Source organism: Blautia sp. HA8986, from assembly GCF_056504635.1.
This window is the reverse complement of sequence record NZ_JBWLUQ010000001.1, coordinates 20,180-38,720: the sequence shown is the minus strand read 5'-3', so window position 1 is coordinate 38,720 and position 18,541 is coordinate 20,180. Positions and strand designations below refer to the sequence as shown.

The window sequence follows — 18,541 nt, the reverse complement described above, 5'->3', positions numbered from 1 at the left end:
AAGAGCTATAAGTCAAATGCTTTTTTGTATTCCTGCCTGATTTCTTTTAAATTAACTTTATTATTTATATATTTCTCAACAGCTTTTATTTGCTTCTTATTATCATCAGGTTTTTGATCTATAACACTTTGGATAGCTTCTACGAATTTTTCTCTATTGTCCAACGGAATTGCCCATCCTGCTTTTGCTTCATTAATATCCGACCATGGAGTTTGATCACTGATTATTACTGCTGTTCCAACCGATAATGCTTCCGCAATTACATGTCCATAGTTTTCACTAAACGTAGGAAATAAAAATGCATTATATAAGCTAAATATTTCGTGAACTTTTTCATGGCTTACCAATCCACAATAATTAACTGTTATATTTTGAGGCAATTCATGTATCTTTTGATTACATTGTTTCCAATATTCCTCATCTTCTATCGGTCCATAAATATCAAATACAACCTTTCCTTTAATATCTTTCATATACTCAATTGCACTAATCAAATTTTTCTTTGGATGTATTCTTGAAACAAATACAAATTTTCCCTCACCACTTTTTTTGAGTTCATGTATATATTGCTTTTCCGGAATTGAAGGGATATTCGTCAGAAAATGAATTTTTTCGCTATCAGCTTTTAAATATTTTATAATTGCTGCTGATTCTTCTTCACTCGTAGATTGATACGCTATATTCCTCACCAGATTTTTCATTTTTAAATATGCAATATATGGTATCTTCTTATATTTCTTTTTTAATGCTCCAGCACACAGTTCTCCCCTAGGTGCTAACACAACCTTTAAAGAATACTGTTTTGCCAGTTCTAAACAAGGTAAAACACAGCTTTGGAATAATCCCTGAAGATACAGCACATCTGGTTTTATTTCCAATATTACTTTTTCAAATTCAGATTTTTTATAACTTTCATCGCTTACATATTTAACATAACAGTTATCTCTCTTCGTCCAAATTCCAGAATCAATTCCCTCATACGGTACACTTTCATCTTTATCATGATTTTTAGTGACTATATAGCATTCATCTTCCCGAAAAAGAGAGCAAAAATTATTTACGCTCACAGGAGGACCTCCGTACTTTTGCCCTGGAAAAAATCCTCCCATTACTATTAATATTTTCATTTTGATACCTCACCAAACATATTATTGTATTCAAATATCAACATACTTGAAACATCTCCAGCACTACCAAGCTCAAACATTATTTCCATCCAATTGATTTGTTGATATTCTTGTATATCATATTTGCTGTATAATTTTCCATTAAATATTTTGTTTCATTCGTTTTCATTTCGTTCAAATCTGCCTCTAACGCTTTCTTAACCAATTCAGAAAACGCTTCAGTATCATTACTTTCACACCACCATCCAAAACCACCTTGAGAAATTACTTCACCAATATCTGTATTTGGATCAGTAGCTGCAAGTACTGGAAGTTTTGCCTGCATATAGCTTAATAAGCGACTTGGAAAATTAGGAATGGTAAATCTATGGTCTAAGAAAATAAGTCCCACATCACAAGCCGCAACCATTCGATCATAATCATCTTTTGGCAATTTACTCATTAGCTTCATATTCTCTGGCTTTTCAGTATTAAAAAATTCTTGCAATTTTTCAAATTCAGTACCACCCCCGACTATCAAGAAATACGCATCACTGTTTTTTTTCTGTTTTTTAAGACATTCCATGATAAAAGGTATTCCTTGTGGTTTTCCTAAATTTCCACCATAAACAAATACTGTCTTGTCTAACGGAATATTATATTTTCTTCTCAATTCATTTCTTTCTTCAATAGAAATGCTCATATCCTGTGGTTCAATACAATTTGGACAAATTTCAAGCTTGCTCGAATTAATTTCTGGATTGTGTTTAATCACATAATCTACATTTGCCTGACTCATGCAACCAATTCTGTCGGAATAACAATAAAGCTGCTTTTCTTGTTTTCTAAAATATTTATACAGTATACTCTTTACCCCTGTCTTACTCATCATTCCAAGATCAACTGCATTTTGTGGAAAAATATCTTTCAACATCAAGTAACTAACCGCATTATCTCTTTTTTTAATATATTGAATCACTTTAGCAAAAGAAATTGGAGGAGTTGCATAAAGCACCATATCGAACTTCACAGAAGACCAATATTTCTTAATAGCAGTTATAACCTGATATTCGATTTCAATTAGAGTTATTCCCTTTCTAACAGAATTAACATTAAAGTATCCACCAATTTTTACCTGTAAAATGTCACATCCAGTTTCCTTTAATACAGAAGTTTCAATCCCATATTTTGATTCTACCGGTGTAACAACATATACATGATGTCCATCTTTCACATAATTTCTAAGAATATCAGCATAAAAGTCATGTACATTAATTGTTTTATATTTTATAAAACTCAAAAATAATATATTTTTCATAGTTCTACTCTTTCTTAATTACATTCATTTCTTTTCCGCTTTAGCTTTTCGGATTTCGTCTAAACGTCCTTCATCAACACTATCAACATTTACATCTGATCTCTTAAATACATAAGCAACCGTCATAAAAATAATCTTTACATCAAAAGCAAAAGATATATTTTTGACATATTCGACGTCAAGTGCCAGCCGTTTATCCCAATCCAAATTATTTCTACCATTAACCTGTGCCCAACCTGTTAAGCCAGGTCTAACATCATGCCGATGCTTTTCCTCTTCCGTATACCAAGGTAAATAGTACACTCTTAAAGGCCTTGGTCCCACAATCGACATATCACCATTTAATATGTTAATCAACTCCGGTAGCTCATCCAAAGATGTGGCACGCAAAATACGTCCATACTTATTCAATCGGATAGAATCCGGAAGTAGATTCCCATTTGAATCTTTTCGATTATCCATGCTTCTGAACTTTATTAATTTAAAAACCTTCTCACCTTTTCCAGGACGCTCCTGCGTAAAGAACGGATTTCCCTGCATAAAAATCGCCCCTAAAATAATAAGAACAAGAAGTAATGGAGAAAGAACAATCAATGCGCATAAACTTAACGTAAAATCAATTACCCTTTTAAAACATTTTGCATACATATATGTAACCCTTTATCTTCCACTTATTTAATATTGAAGTAAACCTTGGGATCATCAAAGATTTCTTCGCTTTCCAAAATAATAGGTTCAACATCAACATCTCTGAGAAATATGTAGGGTTTATCGTAATGATGATACTGATCTCTTACCACATTATTGCAGTTTCCATCTTCCATGATTCTGATTGTATCCTCAATCAGATCAAATCCAACATGAGCCATAACACCAGCATATGCCATATGGCGAATATTGATTTCCGTAACCTTCATTTCTCCATTTTTATCTTCTTTTAAATCAAATGATAAAATTCCATGTGCTGGTACATCTAATTTTTTCTCCAAATATTTGATACAATCGTCACAGAATTTATTAATTCTATCTTCATTAAGGAAACGTGCAAAATGCGTATTTCCAGTAACATGCGATGGAGCTGTATTTGCCATAACATATTCAGCACATTCCAGTGCAGCTCCTTTTACATATTCGCCATCGTAATAAAGCATTTCATTTGCCAGATGTCTTCCTGTAAGGAATTCGCTTACTGTAAATTTAGGAATATTCGCATTTATAAATAACCAACTTCTATAGCTGCTAATGTCATCCAAACGCAAAGAGCCTAACCCGCCAGTTCCTTCTGTTGCACGAATCCAACATGGAAATCCTATTTCATTTTCAACATCCTCAAATCGTGGGTTTTCCTGAGTAACTTTAATTGTTTTCGGTATAAAATCTGTACCTTCCAGAAGATCAGCTATTATAGACTTGTCCCTCAATGATTCCGATAACAGCTTACTTCCCATAAACACTGGGCATGGGAATCTGCCTTCTCTTTCGTAATAAGCTCCCCATTCTACAATTTCACTTTCCGGCTGAACGAAAGCATAATCAATATGTTTAGCCTCTACAAGTTTTTCAATCCATGTAAAATATTCCGAATCAGTGCATCGTGGACAAATATAGTATTCATCCAAAAGGCCTTTCATAAAAAAGCCCATAGCTTTCTTTTCAATATCACACCCTATAATTTTATAATCCGGATGATTTTCTCTAATAATTCCTGTAATTGAACGTGGTGTAAGTCCACCTATCCCTGTAACTAATACCGTTTTTCCCATAACTATTTTTCCTTTCATTCTCTGTATAAAATGTTATTCAAAACATTTTTTTATTACTTCAATAATTCTATCCTGCTGCTCTGCAGTCATCTTATTATCACTTGGCAGGCATAATCCTCTTGTAAAAATATCCATTCCTACATCAGCTACACCATCTGCAATATACGCATTTGATCTGGCACGTCCATTTCCATCTCTTACTACAAACGGATTCAAACGATAAATTGGCTGCATATGCATTGGTTTCCAAATTGGTCTTCCCTCTGCATTAATAGATGCAATTGCTTCCAGAATTTCAGTTGGGCAAGTTTTTCTCACTTCTTTTACATAGCAAACATCCTGCTCGCCACGAACCTGTTTACACATTGCATCTTCGTCAATGATCAAGCAGGAAAGCCAATAGTTTGGTTCTGAATTTTCCAGATCCATTGGGTTCATAGATACTGGCAAATCTTTTAATCCTTCTTTATATCTTTCATAGATTGCTTTTTTCTGTGCAATATGTTCATTCAGATATGGGAACTGTCCACGAACTACACCAGCTACTACATTGCTCATACGGTAGTTGTATCCCAGTTCTTCATGCTGATACCATGCTGCATTTTCTCTTGCCTGCGTAGACCATTTACGAACTTTGTTTGCAGCTTCTTCATCATCAGTCAAGAAACATCCACCTGCACTTCCGGTGATAATCTTGTTTCCATTAAAGGAAATCGTATTATACTTTCCAAATGTACCGGTCTGTACTCCCTTGTATGTAGCTCCCATAGATTCCGCAGCATCTTCTACCAGAATTGCATTATGTTTCTTGATAACAGCATTTAATTCGTCTACTTTTCCTGGTGTTCCATAAAGGTGAGCAACAACTACTACCTTCGTATCCGGATAAATTTCAAATGCTTTTTCAAGTGCCACTGGGTCCATATTCCATGTGTCATATTCCGTGTCAATGAATACCGGTTCACCACCTTCGTAAACAACAGGATTTACAGTGGCATCAAAAGTCATATCTGAACAAAAAACTTTCTTTCCTTCCAATGCACCATGTCCAACTTTTGGCATACCATATGCTTCAATACCAGCTAATTTCATAGCAAGATGCAATGATGCTGTTCCGGCAGATAATGCAACTGCATATTTACATCCGATATATTCACATGCCATTCTTTCAACTTCGTTGATATTTTTCCCAACTGTTGACATCCAGTTTGTTTCATATGCTTCTTTCACATATTCAATCTCCGGACCATGCATAGTCGGGCTGCTTAACCATACTTTAGACTCAAACTTCTCAAATTTATTACTTTCTTTAAACATGACTCCTACCTCTTTTCATCCATTTTTATATTAAGCAATTTCTTTATTTACTTCTTCTGGTGTTTTGAATGTTGGAACAACCGATCTTAATGCTTCTTTTGCAATCAGATCATCCCCTGTGTCACAGGCGTTTCTAAGCACGTCAATTTTTCTATATATTTCTTCTTTGTTTAATGCTGTATCTCTTTCAATAAAGATCAGGCTATTGTCTGTTTTATCCAATTCCTCTGTTTTAACTAGCAATTCCTCATATAACTTTTCTCCCGGTCTTAATCCGGTTTCAACAATTTCAATTCCCTGTACACCAGACAGTCGAATCATGTTCTCTGCCAGATCCATAATCTTTACTGGCTGTCCCATGTCAAGAACAAACAGTTCTCCATTATTGGCAATCGCACCACTCTGAAGAACAAGCTGTGATGCTTCCGGAATTGTCATAAAATATCTGATGATTCGCTTATCTGTAACTGTAACCGGTCCGCCATTAGCGATCTGGCGTTTAAATAACGGAATAACTGATCCGGCACTGCCAAGTACATTTCCAAATCGTGTTGCACTGTATTTTACTTTTCCGTGTGTGCTTGCACTCTGGACAATCATCTCGCACATTCTCTTAGTTGCACCCATAACATTTGTCGGATTAACCGCTTTATCCGTGGATACCATCATAAAGCGTTCCGCACCATACTCCTCACAAAGCTCCACCAGATTCTGTGTTCCAAATACATTGTTGTAAATGGCTTCTACACAGTTATGCTCCATCAATGGGACATGCTTGTGAGCAGCTACATTGATAATGATCTGTGGATGATATTTTTCAAATACTCTTTCAAGAGCCTTTCTATGAGTGATGGAACAAATTTCAATCTGCAAATCCAGTTTATTTCCATATGCTATCTTCAATTCCTGCTGAACATCATATGCACCATTTTCATAAATATCTAAGATAATGATCTTCTTCGGATTCATCTTGGCCAACTGTCTGCACAGCTCTGACCCAATAGAACCGCCACCGCCTGTGATCAGTACGATTTTATCTTTGTAATATGCATTGGTACGTTCATCCGAAACAACCAGCGGTTTTCTAAATAAAAGTTCTTCTATATCAAACTCTCGCAGATGACGCTTTCCTCCTGCCGCATACATAGTCGGATAATCGTAAACTTTTAATTTGTATCCTGCATTCTTGTAATATTCATAAAGAGCTTTTTTCTTATCTGCGTCCATTGATGGGATTGCAAAAATTATTTCCTGTACTTCAAATTCGCCTAACTTCTTAAAAGTTGCTTCTGTTTCAGACCAAACCGGAATTCCATGTATATCTCGTCCAACTTTTTCCTTATTAATATCAATAAAACATCTTGGTACATACGCTGCTTCTGAATTATTCAAAAGTTCTTCTGCCAAACTCACACCAACTCGTCCAGCACCAATAATTGCAACTTTAATCTTCTGTACTTCTTTTTCATTTCCAGCTTCAATACCTGAAAATATATGTAATAATATAGAAAGAATTTTTCCTCGTGTTGTCTCCTGGTTTCCACATTTGTATGCATAGCGATACATCATGCGAAGTGCTAATGCTCCTAATAAATTCAAGCTAACCAATGAAAGTAATCTTGCAAATGTAATTTTTTGAACTGGAAGCAGGAGTTCCAGACATAGATACGCCACAAAAGCGATAGAGTCAGTAAACAGCAAGCGGATATAACACTGAATCCCACCATATCTCCATACTTGCCCGTAAATTTTACCTATTAGACGTGCTGTGAAAATACACAGAACAGAAAGACCTACTTGCTGGAAGATCCCAACAGTTGATAATTTATCCATTCCCCCATATAACACTAGGAGTATAACTGCTACTAATGCATATACAATCAAATCATACCCGACAAGCGTCCAGCGTATGTTTGGCGTATTATTTTGTTTTGCCTGTTTCATATCCATCTTTATTTCATTTGTACTATTCATCGTGTACCCCCCCCACGAAAATCAGGGCGGTTTCATCCTTCCTATAATTATTAATCCTCATCATTCCTTTGTTAATGATGTAAACAGAACACTTCCTTGTTCTGTGCTTGTGTTCATTGCAACCATACTTGTTGATTTCACAATTGTTCCTGATTTTAATGTACAGCCATCTCCAACAAGGCAATATGGCTCTACTACACTATTGGCACCAATGACCGTTGCCTGCCCAATAGTACTTTCACAGCCAACAACAGCTCTTGGTTCAACAATACAGCCCGGCATTAAATTAGCTGATGGAGAAATCGTAGAATCCATATGAAATAAAACTGGAATATTGTAAAGTGTCTCCAACTTTTTATTCCACTCAAGTCTTTCTGTTCCATCGTCACATGCAGCTATTGCACAGTTATATTCCGGATAAAAACTTTCCACATCCTCCAGTTTTCCAATAGCTTCTTCTCTGTCATTATCTACAAAGGAGATTTCCTCAAAGCAACCCATTGACTCTGCTATTTCCTTTACATAATCTCCATATCTTTCTGAGGCAACAATCAATAATTTCTTTTCCATATGCATCACTCCCTATATATTCACTTGTTATTACCCATATTTTTCTATAAAGCCACTTACTTTATTTGTGTTACTTTTTTAATCAGAAAGGTTCTATCATAACCATAATATTGAGTTTGAAAAATCGGTTTCATACCATAAGCCATGTAGACTTTTAGCGCAATGGTATTCGCTGGGTGTACTGTGGCAACTAATGTATATTCAGATATATCTCCTAAATAACTACACACATGTTCTATCAACTTTTTGGCATAGTTTTTTCCTCTGCATTCCTTCCGTACCATCGTCCACCCAAGCTCATATAATTCTCCATTGGTTGTATAAACTGATTGTAGAATTTCTTGTAAAGCCAAGCTATTTTTCAAGCTCAAATCAATAGCCTGCAACCCCAATATTTTATCATTCTGCATTATCGCAACCACAATACCATTGCTAAGAATTACTGGTAATTCAGTGTCAATATCCTCAATTATGAAGAAATCCTCTCGTTCAAGATTATTATGCTGTTCAACAACAAAATCTTTAATATTATCAAAATCTGAAATTCCCATTTTCTTTATAGATATTTCATCAGAATCATTGTTACTATTAAACTGTAATTTACTATTTTCCTTCTGCACCGCTTGCACTACATCCTTCAAAATTCATTTTTTTCATTTCATCTTTTACAGCCATAGAAGATACTCTCAAAAGGTATTCATTTATACTTTGGCTTCCGCTTTCTTCAATTAAACGCTCCCATAGATGTCTAATCTCTTTTACTCGTCTTTCATCAAAATCAATTTCCCCACCTAATGTAGTTGCATTTCTGTTATCCAGACTAACACCTCTGATCAGACGTAATTCTCCATTGGAAAGTTTAGTAGCAAAAAAACCTTTTCCAATCCACTCCTGCTGTTCAACTGTCAAAGTGTCTATAGAATCAATCGCAAAAACTGTAGTATTTTTACATATAGCGTTCTCTTGACAGTAATATTTCAAACGAATTAAAAAATCTTTAACAGACTCATCCACAACTTCACGACGCAATATATCTTTCTTGTTTTTCATAACACACAGTCTACGTGTCTTAATTCCCTCGTTGTCCATTGATTCCATTTTTTTGACCCATGCGTTTTCATATGCATCGCTGAAATCCAATTCATCGTCCTGCCAAAATGTCATCGCCCAGATTTCACCTGAAAAATTCGTCCCATTAATACTGTGATCGTTAATAATTGAATCCCCAGCCTTTGTAAGCTCACCATAATAATCGTGTCTTGACAATGCACCAGAACGTGCCCCCATTATCCTGTCATTCATAGTATTAATGTATAATCTCATAGAATTGAGATATATTTCTTTTTGTTCTGAATTTTCCAGCATGTAAATCCGTTTATACAAATCATCTAGTTTTAGGCTTTCTTCAATAATTAACAGTTCATTTTTCAGATTTGCATATTCATCTTTTAAGTCCGCATATTCTCCATCCGTTTTTTCCTCATATTCATCTAAAATAAACTTATTGGAAAACTCACTTGTCAAAAATAAAACAGAAACATCTGCAACTAAAATAGCAATGCCCTGATCAATCGTCATACTATTCCACTTTGTCAAAATAAGTGGAATAATAAGCGTACTAATAATCTGACATACAAATACAACTGTCTGTATAGTCTGGGCTTTACTTTGCTTATCTTTTTGTGCGCTCATAATTAGTTAATTTCCTTTTTAACACTTGACTTCACTGAATCCACAAGTTTTGTAAGTTGATTCATAACTTCTTTTGTTTCATGTCCTGATAAATCTGCTGATTCCAGCAAATACATCATATAGCTACTGGTTATGCCGCCATCAATTTTTAAGGTAGTCTCATTCGCATATTCATTATCAATCAGTGAAAGCACAGCCTTTGCAACATCTTTAGCTTTTCCATATTGACTGACTGGCGTACATTTATTCGCTAATTCCACAATATTTCCCTCTACCACTGATTCACTTTGCGGAATCCATCCAGGCGCAACACAATTAACTCTAATATTCCGGTATGGTCCCAGATTATTTGCAAGGGATTTACTTAAATTTTCAATAGCAGCTTTACTAGCATTGTACGAAATAGTTGCAAAAGCTCCTTCAAAAGCCGCACTGCTGGTAACATTAACTATGCAACCATTTTCAACAATGTTGTCTTTTAAACCAATTACAATTGCCGCAATGGCCGTTACATTTGCATTCATGACTCTTGAAAATTCCATATAGTCAAAATCAAAAAATTCATGTCTTAATCCTTTGTCCGCAGTTTCCGCTAACGTCGCATAACAATTTACAATGGCTGTATATTCCCTATTTGAAACCTGTGAAATAAAAGTATTTACAGTTTCGCCAGATGAGTAATTAATCTGAACAAATTCTAATTCGGAAGATATACCATTGTCCTCAACGAATTTTTCTCTATTAATAGAATCTCCTTCATATCCTGCAACAACATAGTATCCTTCATTAATTAATAAAAGAATACTTTCTCTAGCAATTACACTGTTATCAAATCCCATTACTAATGCACTTTTTTTCATTAAATTTTCCTCCTATGGGTGTAAATATTTATATGGTTCACTTGTTCCAATTTCCTTTAACAACTTACGAACAGCATTGCACTTTACAACATTTTGACCATCAAGTTTTCCAGATTCATTTACAGTTTCTCCAAGGCAATACCCACCACAATGTAGTTGGGCCGGACATGACTTGCAATGTAACATTTCTGTTGATTTACGCATGTTTAAGCGTTGTATTTTCTCATAATCCAACTCAAATTCATTAGAACTTTCATTCCATTTTCCTGCAATAAATGGGGACATATGATATGCCTCTGCTCCCAATACAACCATATCGCACGCTGATATGTATCCGTCAGGAGTTAAATGCGGAGCTTCTAATGGTGTGCAACATCTACAATGATAAGGAGATTCTCCATCAAAATTGATTGACAAAAAGCTTCCCCAAAACATTCCTTTGCCCTTTGCATAGTAAAAAGCTTTTATATATTCTGATAAATACAAATCCATATCAAAATGGTACGCTTCTTTTTTCTTAATATCCTGACATACAGGAACTCGCCCAACAGTATAGAAAAGAGGATTAGTCCACACATACCTGATTCCCAATTCATAGAAATAATCAATCATTTCCATCTGTTTACTGATGTTCTTATCCGTAATAGTGACCCTTGCTCCTACCATAAGATTACGGTCATTCTTATTTTCAATAAGCCATCTTACATTATCTTCAAGAACTTCTGCTGATGTACGTCCATTGTATAGATGAGCATATTGTGGATTTAAAGGTCTGTTATAATCCTGAATCTCTTTCATTCCATCAAAGGACATCCACATGATGTTAAAATTTTCTAATGCCCAGTTACGAATTGCTTCAGTGAATACACCATTTGTCTGAATTTCTACAGTAACATCTGATCCCCTATTAGGATGATTTTTAGCATACTCTGTAATTCTCTTTAGCATTTCGAATTCTTGTGTAGGTTCTCCTGGACCATAAAATCTTATATGGCGACTTGGGTTATTATTGAAATACCAATCAATCCCATTTTTTGCGATTTCAAAATTTAAAGTCTGTTCAACAATACAGTTTCTTTCCTTTGCGTTGTAACAATACCGACAGCACAGGTTACATTTTGTTGTCAAAAAGAACGAAATCATTTTTTTGTTTGAATGTGGCATAATGCATCCTCCTTCATAACAGAATGAAATAGTTACTTGTTTTTAACAGTCTTAAAGGCTTCTCTAACACGACAACTAGCCTGTGAATGTTCTTTTTGAAGAGCATCCGCAGGCTAGGTCAAACCTCCTTATCATAATTTTTCAGCTTATAATGTGGGTCAAAATAAGCATCCAAGAAACCATTCAATTTTCATAGTTCCGCTACTCACCCGACACAACCATGCAGAAAAATCATCATAACCAGATTCGACTAAGCCAGCGAAACCCTTGTAAAATCAAGGTTTTTCTTGGTTGTCCCTATTATACCGCTATCTCCATTCAAAATATTGAAAGCCTCCGGTAACTCATCCAAACTTGTACTTCTAAGCCATTTTCCGAATTTGGTAAGTCTTACCTCATCAGGAAGTAATTCTCCATTTTCATCTCTTTCATCTGTCATAGTACGGAATTTGTACATTTTAAAAATTGTCTCTTTTCCATCTTTTCCGATTAAGCCCGGACGATCCTGTGTAAATAAAACAGGACTTCCAAGCTTTATTCTGACGATAGCCGCAACTCCCAAATAAATTGGGCTAAAACATACAATAGCTGCTGATGCACAGATTATATCTAATGCCCTTTTAACATACTTTTCGTAAAAATTCATTTTACGAGCCGGTACTGGCTTTATCATTTCTGCTTTGTATGTTTCTTTTTTTGCATGATTTTTCATAATATGTGATGTAACTGTAACGCCTGCCGTTATAGTTGCAGCAGTTATTCCAATTATCTTTTTCTTTGACACAATTTACACTCCCCAATATTTTTACTCAAAACAAGCCCGAATCACTTCAATAATCCTATCCTGCTGCTCCACGGTCATCTTGTTATCGCTTGGCAAACATAATCCTCTTGTAAAAATATCCATTCCTGCATCAGCAGCTTCACCTGCAATATAAGCATTCGATCTTGCCCGACCATTTCCGTCTCTGACAACAAATGGATTCAAACGATAAATCGGCTGCATATGCATTGGCTTCCAGATTGGACGCCCTTCTGCATTGATTGAAGAAATTGCTTCCAGAATTTCTGTTGGACAGGTTTTTCCTGGTTCTTTTACATAGCAAACATCCTGTTCGCCTCGTACCTGCTTGCACATCGCATCTTTATCAATGATCAGGCATGAAAGCCAGTAATTTGGTTCAGAATTTTCCAGATCCATTGGATTCATAGATACTGGCAATCCCTTGAATCCTTCTTTATATCTTTCGTAGATTGCTTTTTTCTGTGCAATATGTTCATTCAGATATGGAAGCTGTCCGCGTACAACTCCCGCAATTACATTACTCATTCGGTAGTTGTATCCTAATTCTTCATGCTGATACCATGCAGCATTTTCTCTGGCCTGGGTAGACCATTTACGTACTTTATTAGCTGATTCTTCATCATCTGTCAGGAAACAGCCTCCTGCACTTCCTGTGATGATCTTATTTCCATTAAATGAAATCGTATTATATTTTCCAAATGCTCCTGTCTGAATGCCCTTATATGTAGCTCCCATTGACTCTGCTGCATCTTCTACCAGAATGGCATTATGCTTCTTAATAATTGCATTTAATTCATCTACTTTTCCTGGTGTTCCATAAAGATGTGCTATAACTACAACTTTTGTATCCGGATAAATTTCAAAGGCTTTTTCAAGAGCTGCCGGATCCATATTCCAGGTATCATATTCTGTATCAATAAATACCGGTTCTCCTCCTTCATATACAACCGGATTAACTGTTGCATCAAAAGTCATATCAGAACAGAATACCTTTTTTCCTTCCAATGCACCATGTCCAACTTTCGGCATGCCATAAGCTTCCATGCCGGCCAGTTTCATAGCCAGATGAAGAGATGCAGTTCCTGCTGATAAAGCTACAGCATATTTACAACCAATAGTCTCACATACCATTCTTTCTACTTCATTGATATTTTTTCCTACTGTAGACATCCAGTTTGTCTCGTATGCTTCTTTCACATATTTAATTTCCGGTCCGTGCATTGTTGGACTGCTTAACCAGACTTTTGATTCAAATTTCTGAAATTTGTTATTTTCTTTGAACATGGTTCATTACCCCTTTATATGTGCTTTTAATTATGTATTTTTATTACTTCTCAATTCTTCTCCGCAGCCACAGCCGCCTCACTCATCAGTTCCTCATAAACCTTCTGATGTATCTTCAGATCAGAATCTGCGGAATGGTAAGTCGGTACTATCGCAGCCACAATTTCTCTTATCTTGTCGCTGTTTGCGTAACCATAGGCTGCCAGAATTTCCAGCTGTTTAAAGAATTCCTGTACGTCCATTTCGATTGGCTTGCCAATGTGTATCAGATCGTTCGGTGTTTTGGCCATTCCTTCTTCTGCCATGAGTTTTTCTTCGTAGAGCTTTTCGCCTGGGCGAAGGCCTGTGTATGTAATCTGGATGTCTACGTCTGGTGTGTAGCCGGAAAGCTTGATCAGGTTTCTGGCCAGGGTATCGATCTTTACAGGAGCTCCCATATCCAGGACAAAGATCTCACCGCCTTTTGCATAGGTTCCTGCCTGAAGTACAAGGCTTACTGCCTCTGGGATTGTCATAAAGTAACGGATAATATCCGGATGGGTCACTGTCACAGGGCCGCCTTTTTCAATCTGACGTTTGAACAGCGGAATAACACTTCCGTTACTTCCCAGAACGTTTCCGAATCGTACCGCAACAAACTCGGTTCCCTGTTTCCTGTCAGATGTGGAAATATCATTTACATAAGCTCTTCCTTCGTTATCACGCAAAGCTTCTTTTGTCCCGCTGATGTGTTCTCCAAGGTGTGGCAGCCAGTCTGCGTGTCCACTGTGGCTGATGGTATTCATGCTCTGTACAACCATCTCACAGAGACGTTTGCTTGCTCCCATAATATTGGTCGGATTAACTGCTTTGTCTGTACTGATCAGTACAAATCTCTGGCAGCCGTTCAGCATTGCTGCATAGGCTGTTTTATAGGTACCGATTACATTGTTTTTGATTGCCTCACATGGGCTGTTCTCCATCAGAGGTACATGCTTATGGGCTGCTGCATGGTATACAATCTCAGGTTTATATTTCTCGAATACCCAGTTGATTCGCTTGCTGTCACGAACCGAACCGATCAGAACTTTCAGATTCAGATTCGGATAATTTGCTTTCAGCTCCTGTTCAATGTCATAGGCGTTGTTTTCATAAATATCAAAGATTACCAGAAGCTCCGGCTCATGTCCTGCAATCTGCCTGCAAAGTTCGCTTCCGATGGAACCGCCTCCTCCGGTTACCAGGATTCTTTTTCCCTTCAGATACTGAAAGATCTCAGACATATTTACTTTGATAGTGTCTCGTCCAAGAAGATCTTCAACTGCAACTTTTTTCATCTTACTTAAAGATACTTCTCCGTTTACCAGCTGGTATACACCCGGAAGCTGTTTCAGCTCACAGCCTGTCTCTTTACAGATGTTCAAAATATCTCTTTTCTGATGTGGCGTTGCTGTTGGAATCGCAAGAAGGATCTGATTGATATGATATTTATCTACATTCAGAAAAATATCATCTCTTCCTCCAACAACAGGTACACCTTCCATATATCGTCCCCATTTATTCGGGTTATCATCGATGATGCATCTTACTCTCGCATTGGTTTCCTTCGCATTCTGAAGCTCTCTTACAATTGTTCTTCCTGCTTCTCCTGCTCCGATGATCATGACATTTTTACTGCGTTCTTCTTTTTCACTCTTCTCTCTTCTGTTTCTTTCCAGAAGAATAAAGCGGTAAGAAAATCGCACTCCTACAGTCAGGAAAAACTGCAGCATAATTCCAATGAGATAATAGGATGCCGGCATTCTTCCATAAATAGCTGTAATTCCTGCAATATGTAAAACACCGGTAATGACCGTTGCAAAAGTGATCTTGATTAGCTCATTAAAACTTGCAAATCTCCAGACGCTGTTATAAAGACGCAGGCATCCAAATGTAACCAGCATAATGATGGTATATATTGGGGCAAAACTTCTCCACGCCGAAAAATATCCGTCCGGGATTGATGAATATCGAAAATCAAATCTTATCAGCAGTGCCATAAAATAAGAAAAATTAACTGCAACAATATCATAAATAACAAGATAGATTGCAATTACTTTCCAGTGTTCTAATTTCTTCATAGTTCCTACGGTTTCTCGTACTGTTTCTGCATAATCTCTTATGTATTCTTCCTGCTCTTTATCTTCTGTCTGCTTCTCGTCCGGGTTTCGTTTCGCCAAGGCAAAAAGAAGAATCAGAAATGAAATAATGAGCACGATCGAAATGAATAGAATAATGTGCATTTCTTTATTTCCTCTTTTATATTTATAACTTATCTAATTTATTTATATCCCCGAACTGCTCCATCCGCAGTTCGGCTCATTATATTCAGTCTTAAAATTATTCCTACTTCGCGCCGCTTCCGCGGAATACAACCATTACTGTTTTAAACAGAATTTCCACGTCGAGCTTGAGGCTCCAATCGGAAATGTATCTGGTGTCGAGTTCTACTACTTCCTCGAAATCTGTGATGTCACTTCGTCCGCTTACCTGCCACATACCGGTGAGGCCTGGCTTGATGGCGAGACGTTTGCGGTGGTGGAGTTCGTATTTCTCCCACTCGTCCATTGTCGGTGGTCTTGTTCCTACAAGACTCATGTCTCCTTTCAGAATGTTCCAGAACTGCGGAAATTCATCCAGGGATGTCTTTCTGATAAAGTGCCCTACTCCTTTGATGATTCGTGGATCATCGTCCATTTTGAACATCATTCCGTCTTTTACATTGTTCTGCTTCATGAGCTCTTTCTTTCGCTCTTCGGCATCCATGTACATGGAACGGAATTTATAGATCTTGAACGGGCGTCCGTTCTTTCCCATGCGGACCTGTGAGAAAAATGCAGGACCGGGGGATTTGATCTTGATGGCCGGAACCAGGAAGATTGCTGCGATTCCTGTGAACAGACAGCCTACAAGGCCGCCTGCGATATCCATCGCTCTTTTTACAAACATCTGACGTGGTGTTACGATACGGATGCTGCTTGAAAGTACAGGATATCCGGCCAGTTCTTCCACGATCTGATTCTTGCCAAGTGATTTCATTGTTGCAAGCTGCATATGAATTACTACACCCATTGCAGAACAGTCCTTAACGATCTGTTCCGGGATGTCGATTGCTTTCGGTACTGCAAAAAATACTTCGTCTACCCAGTTCTTATGGATATATTCGATAATATCATCCTGTCCTGCAACTACCGGTATTCCGTTTATGGAATTTGATTTCTTGTCACAGTCCATAAGTGCGATTCCTGCCAGATGATAATTTCCGTAGTTATTCTTACGGATATTCTCTACAACACTCTTCGCATTGCTGCTGACAGTGACAATCAGAAGGGATCTCTTCTCACCTTCTTCATATCTTCTGTCTTTCAGAAATTTCTTAAGAATCTGTCTGCAGCAATAGCTGAATCCAATATAAAGTACATATGTAATCAGCAGGATCATTCTTGAATAGTCACTGCCGATCCTGGAGAGAAACATATATGCCAAAACCAGAAGACATACAAGCGTACACTGCTCAAATGTCTTCTTCAGCTCTACCAGAGTTCCTCTTCTCAGTACACCGCTGAAGCTCTCATTAAAAAATGTGACCATCAGCTGTATGAAGATCATTACGATTGCTACATTTCTGTAAAGCTCTGTGTGATATGGCTGGTTTATCCCGTTCCGAACCCAGTAGGCCAGAATAAACGCCAGCTGCAGACACAGCATATCACATATGGTAAAGTCCGCATGTTTTACCCAACTGCTGTTTTCTTTTTGGTACATATTCTTTTCTACGCCTTCCCTCACTTACATTTATCTTTTGCCTTTATTGATTTCCCTCTCCGATATTTTCTGTATCTGTCGGAGAGGGTATCTGGATTTTTATTTCACTACAACCGTGAGAATTGCTCCGTTTGAGCTGTTTCCCTGGTTGTCTACTACATAATATGTAAGCTCATAGGTTCCCGGTGTTGCGGTATTTACATCTCCGGTGATCTGGATCTTTTTGAAAAGATCACTTCTTGTCTCTGTATCATCCTGAATATCCTTGACATAGCTTAATTTATCCAGAGCTGTACCTACCGGTACTTCCACATAATATGTGGTCAGATACAGCTTGGGAGCCTGAGGGGAAAGCTGTGCAATTTTGTCTTCCTCTGTTTTCTGAGCCTGTTCCTCAGGAGTAAGATCTCCTTCTGTGGAGTCTGTAGCATCATCTGAAGAATCTGTGCTGTCTTCCTCTGAAGTATCCTCTGTATCGGAATCTGCATCCGGCTTCTCTGCCTGATCTGCATTATCAGTAAGATCTTCATTATCCACAAGTCCAAGATCAGGATTCTCTGCACTTCCGTCCTCAGCTTCCATTGTGAATTCTTTCTTGGTTACGTTGTTGCTCTTGTCCTTGGCAACAAAAATGACTGTGATCTGCTTGCCATCATTCTTCGGATACATGGTCTCTACAGTGAGAGAGTCTGTAACATCACCATCTTTATTATCCTGAGCTCTTACATCTTTAAGAAGATCTTCTGTCGTCATACCTGATGTATATTTGGTATCTTTATCTTCTGAAAATGTGATCTTCGGTCCCTCATTGTCCTCTGAACCTTTGATATATATCACGCCTGCTCCAAGACCTATACAAACGATCACAAGTAAAACAATTAAAATTTTTTTCATAGTTCTGCTTC

At 37.2% G+C, this 18,541-nt stretch carries 15 protein-coding genes and 1 pseudogene; all 16 read right to left on the bottom strand.

Annotated elements, in window-relative coordinates; translation table 11 throughout:
- Positions 1 to 5: 5 nt before the first annotated feature.
- The 16 genes and pseudogenes from AC04Q4_RS00165 to AC04Q4_RS00090 all read right to left on the bottom strand — a co-directional run bounded on the left by AC04Q4_RS00165 (position 6) and on the right by AC04Q4_RS00090 (position 18,530).
- The gene (locus AC04Q4_RS00165) at positions 6 to 1,127 is read right to left on the bottom strand and encodes a glycosyltransferase (RefSeq protein WP_476388237.1); all 1,122 of its coding nucleotides are present in this window, start codon (positions 1,125 to 1,127) and stop codon (positions 6 to 8) included.
- Positions 1,128 to 1,206: 79 nt separating this feature from the next.
- Entirely contained in the window at positions 1,207 to 2,424 is a 1,218-nt protein-coding gene (locus tag AC04Q4_RS00160) for a glycosyltransferase (RefSeq protein ID WP_476388236.1), read from the bottom strand.
- A gap of 24 nt (positions 2,425 to 2,448) precedes the next feature.
- Complete coding sequence (locus tag AC04Q4_RS00155) at positions 2,449 to 3,072, bottom strand: sugar transferase (RefSeq protein ID WP_476388235.1); 624 nt, start codon at positions 3,070 to 3,072, stop codon at positions 2,449 to 2,451.
- Between the two features lie 23 nt (positions 3,073 to 3,095).
- Entirely contained in the window at positions 3,096 to 4,187 is a 1,092-nt protein-coding gene (locus tag AC04Q4_RS00150) for an ATP-binding protein (RefSeq protein WP_476388234.1), read from the bottom strand.
- 33 nt (positions 4,188 to 4,220) lie between these two features.
- Positions 4,221 to 5,504: a DegT/DnrJ/EryC1/StrS family aminotransferase gene (locus AC04Q4_RS00145; RefSeq protein WP_476388233.1), complete on the bottom strand. Its 1,284-nt coding sequence runs from the start codon at positions 5,502 to 5,504 to the stop codon at positions 4,221 to 4,223.
- Positions 5,505 to 5,534: 30 nt separating this feature from the next.
- Positions 5,535 to 7,478, bottom strand: coding sequence for an SDR family NAD(P)-dependent oxidoreductase (locus tag AC04Q4_RS00140; protein ID WP_476388232.1), 1,944 nt, complete (start codon positions 7,476 to 7,478; stop codon positions 5,535 to 5,537).
- Positions 7,479 to 7,538: 60 nt separating this feature from the next.
- Positions 7,539 to 8,048: an LbetaH domain-containing protein gene (locus AC04Q4_RS00135; RefSeq protein WP_476388231.1), complete on the bottom strand. Its 510-nt coding sequence runs from the start codon at positions 8,046 to 8,048 to the stop codon at positions 7,539 to 7,541.
- Between the two features lie 56 nt (positions 8,049 to 8,104).
- Positions 8,105 to 8,668 carry a GNAT family N-acetyltransferase gene (locus AC04Q4_RS00130; RefSeq protein ID WP_173737557.1) on the bottom strand — a complete coding sequence of 188 codons (564 nt, stop codon included), beginning with the start codon at positions 8,666 to 8,668 and terminating at the stop codon, positions 8,105 to 8,107.
- Positions 8,652 to 9,740, bottom strand: coding sequence for a hypothetical protein (locus tag AC04Q4_RS00125; RefSeq protein WP_173737556.1), 1,089 nt, complete (start codon positions 9,738 to 9,740; stop codon positions 8,652 to 8,654). The genes AC04Q4_RS00130 and AC04Q4_RS00125 overlap by 17 nt, the downstream gene beginning before the upstream one ends.
- A 2-nt stretch (positions 9,741 to 9,742) precedes the next feature.
- Entirely contained in the window at positions 9,743 to 10,600 is an 858-nt protein-coding gene (locus AC04Q4_RS00120) for an SDR family oxidoreductase (protein WP_173737555.1), read from the bottom strand.
- 12 nt (positions 10,601 to 10,612) lie between these two features.
- Positions 10,613 to 11,764: a radical SAM protein gene (locus AC04Q4_RS00115; protein WP_173737554.1), complete on the bottom strand. Its 1,152-nt coding sequence runs from the start codon at positions 11,762 to 11,764 to the stop codon at positions 10,613 to 10,615.
- Between the two features lie 295 nt (positions 11,765 to 12,059).
- Positions 12,060 to 12,437, bottom strand: a pseudogene (locus tag AC04Q4_RS00110) (sugar transferase); the annotation flags it as partial.
- Between the two features lie 132 nt (positions 12,438 to 12,569).
- Entirely contained in the window at positions 12,570 to 13,853 is a 1,284-nt protein-coding gene (locus AC04Q4_RS00105) for a DegT/DnrJ/EryC1/StrS family aminotransferase (RefSeq protein ID WP_173737553.1), read from the bottom strand.
- Between the two features lie 50 nt (positions 13,854 to 13,903).
- Positions 13,904 to 15,952 (bottom strand): polysaccharide biosynthesis protein, encoded by a 2,049-nt coding sequence (locus AC04Q4_RS00100; protein WP_173737639.1) that lies wholly within the window; start codon positions 15,950 to 15,952, stop codon positions 13,904 to 13,906.
- Positions 15,953 to 16,217: 265 nt separating this feature from the next.
- Positions 16,218 to 17,636, bottom strand: a complete 1,419-nt coding sequence (locus tag AC04Q4_RS00095; RefSeq protein ID WP_173737552.1) for a sugar transferase — start codon at positions 17,634 to 17,636, stop codon at positions 16,218 to 16,220.
- A gap of 99 nt (positions 17,637 to 17,735) precedes the next feature.
- Positions 17,736 to 18,530: an immunoglobulin-like domain-containing protein gene (locus AC04Q4_RS00090; protein ID WP_173737551.1), complete on the bottom strand. Its 795-nt coding sequence runs from the start codon at positions 18,528 to 18,530 to the stop codon at positions 17,736 to 17,738.
- Positions 18,531 to 18,541 lie beyond the last annotated feature (11 nt).

Bases quoted from the DNA above. Each gene is read 5' to 3' on its own strand.
- AC04Q4_RS00090 (WP_173737551.1), bottom strand. From the start codon at position 18,530: ATGAAAAAAATTTTAATTGTTTTACTTGTGATCGTTTGTATAGGTCTT.
- AC04Q4_RS00120 (WP_173737555.1), bottom strand. From the start codon at position 10,600: ATGAAAAAAAGTGCATTAGTAATGGGATTTGATAACAGTGTAATTGCT.
- AC04Q4_RS00115 (WP_173737554.1), bottom strand. From the start codon at position 11,764: ATGCCACATTCAAACAAAAAAATGATTTCGTTCTTTTTGACAACAAAA.
- AC04Q4_RS00100 (WP_173737639.1), bottom strand. From the start codon at position 15,952: ATGAAGAAATTAGAACACTGGAAAGTAATTGCAATCTATCTTGTTATT.
- AC04Q4_RS00165 (WP_476388237.1), bottom strand. From the start codon at position 1,127: ATGAAAATATTAATAGTAATGGGAGGATTTTTTCCAGGGCAAAAGTAC.
- AC04Q4_RS00160 (WP_476388236.1), bottom strand. From the start codon at position 2,424: ATGAAAAATATATTATTTTTGAGTTTTATAAAATATAAAACAATTAAT.
- AC04Q4_RS00105 (WP_173737553.1), bottom strand. From the start codon at position 13,853: ATGTTCAAAGAAAATAACAAATTTCAGAAATTTGAATCAAAAGTCTGG.
- AC04Q4_RS00140 (WP_476388232.1), bottom strand. From the start codon at position 7,478: ATGAATAGTACAAATGAAATAAAGATGGATATGAAACAGGCAAAACAA.
- AC04Q4_RS00135 (WP_476388231.1), bottom strand. From the start codon at position 8,048: ATGGAAAAGAAATTATTGATTGTTGCCTCAGAAAGATATGGAGATTAT.
- AC04Q4_RS00150 (WP_476388234.1), bottom strand. From the start codon at position 4,187: ATGGGAAAAACGGTATTAGTTACAGGGATAGGTGGACTTACACCACGT.
- AC04Q4_RS00155 (WP_476388235.1), bottom strand. From the start codon at position 3,072: ATGTATGCAAAATGTTTTAAAAGGGTAATTGATTTTACGTTAAGTTTA.
- AC04Q4_RS00095 (WP_173737552.1), bottom strand. From the start codon at position 17,636: ATGTACCAAAAAGAAAACAGCAGTTGGGTAAAACATGCGGACTTTACC.
- AC04Q4_RS00125 (WP_173737556.1), bottom strand. From the start codon at position 9,740: ATGAGCGCACAAAAAGATAAGCAAAGTAAAGCCCAGACTATACAGACA.
- AC04Q4_RS00145 (WP_476388233.1), bottom strand. From the start codon at position 5,504: ATGTTTAAAGAAAGTAATAAATTTGAGAAGTTTGAGTCTAAAGTATGG.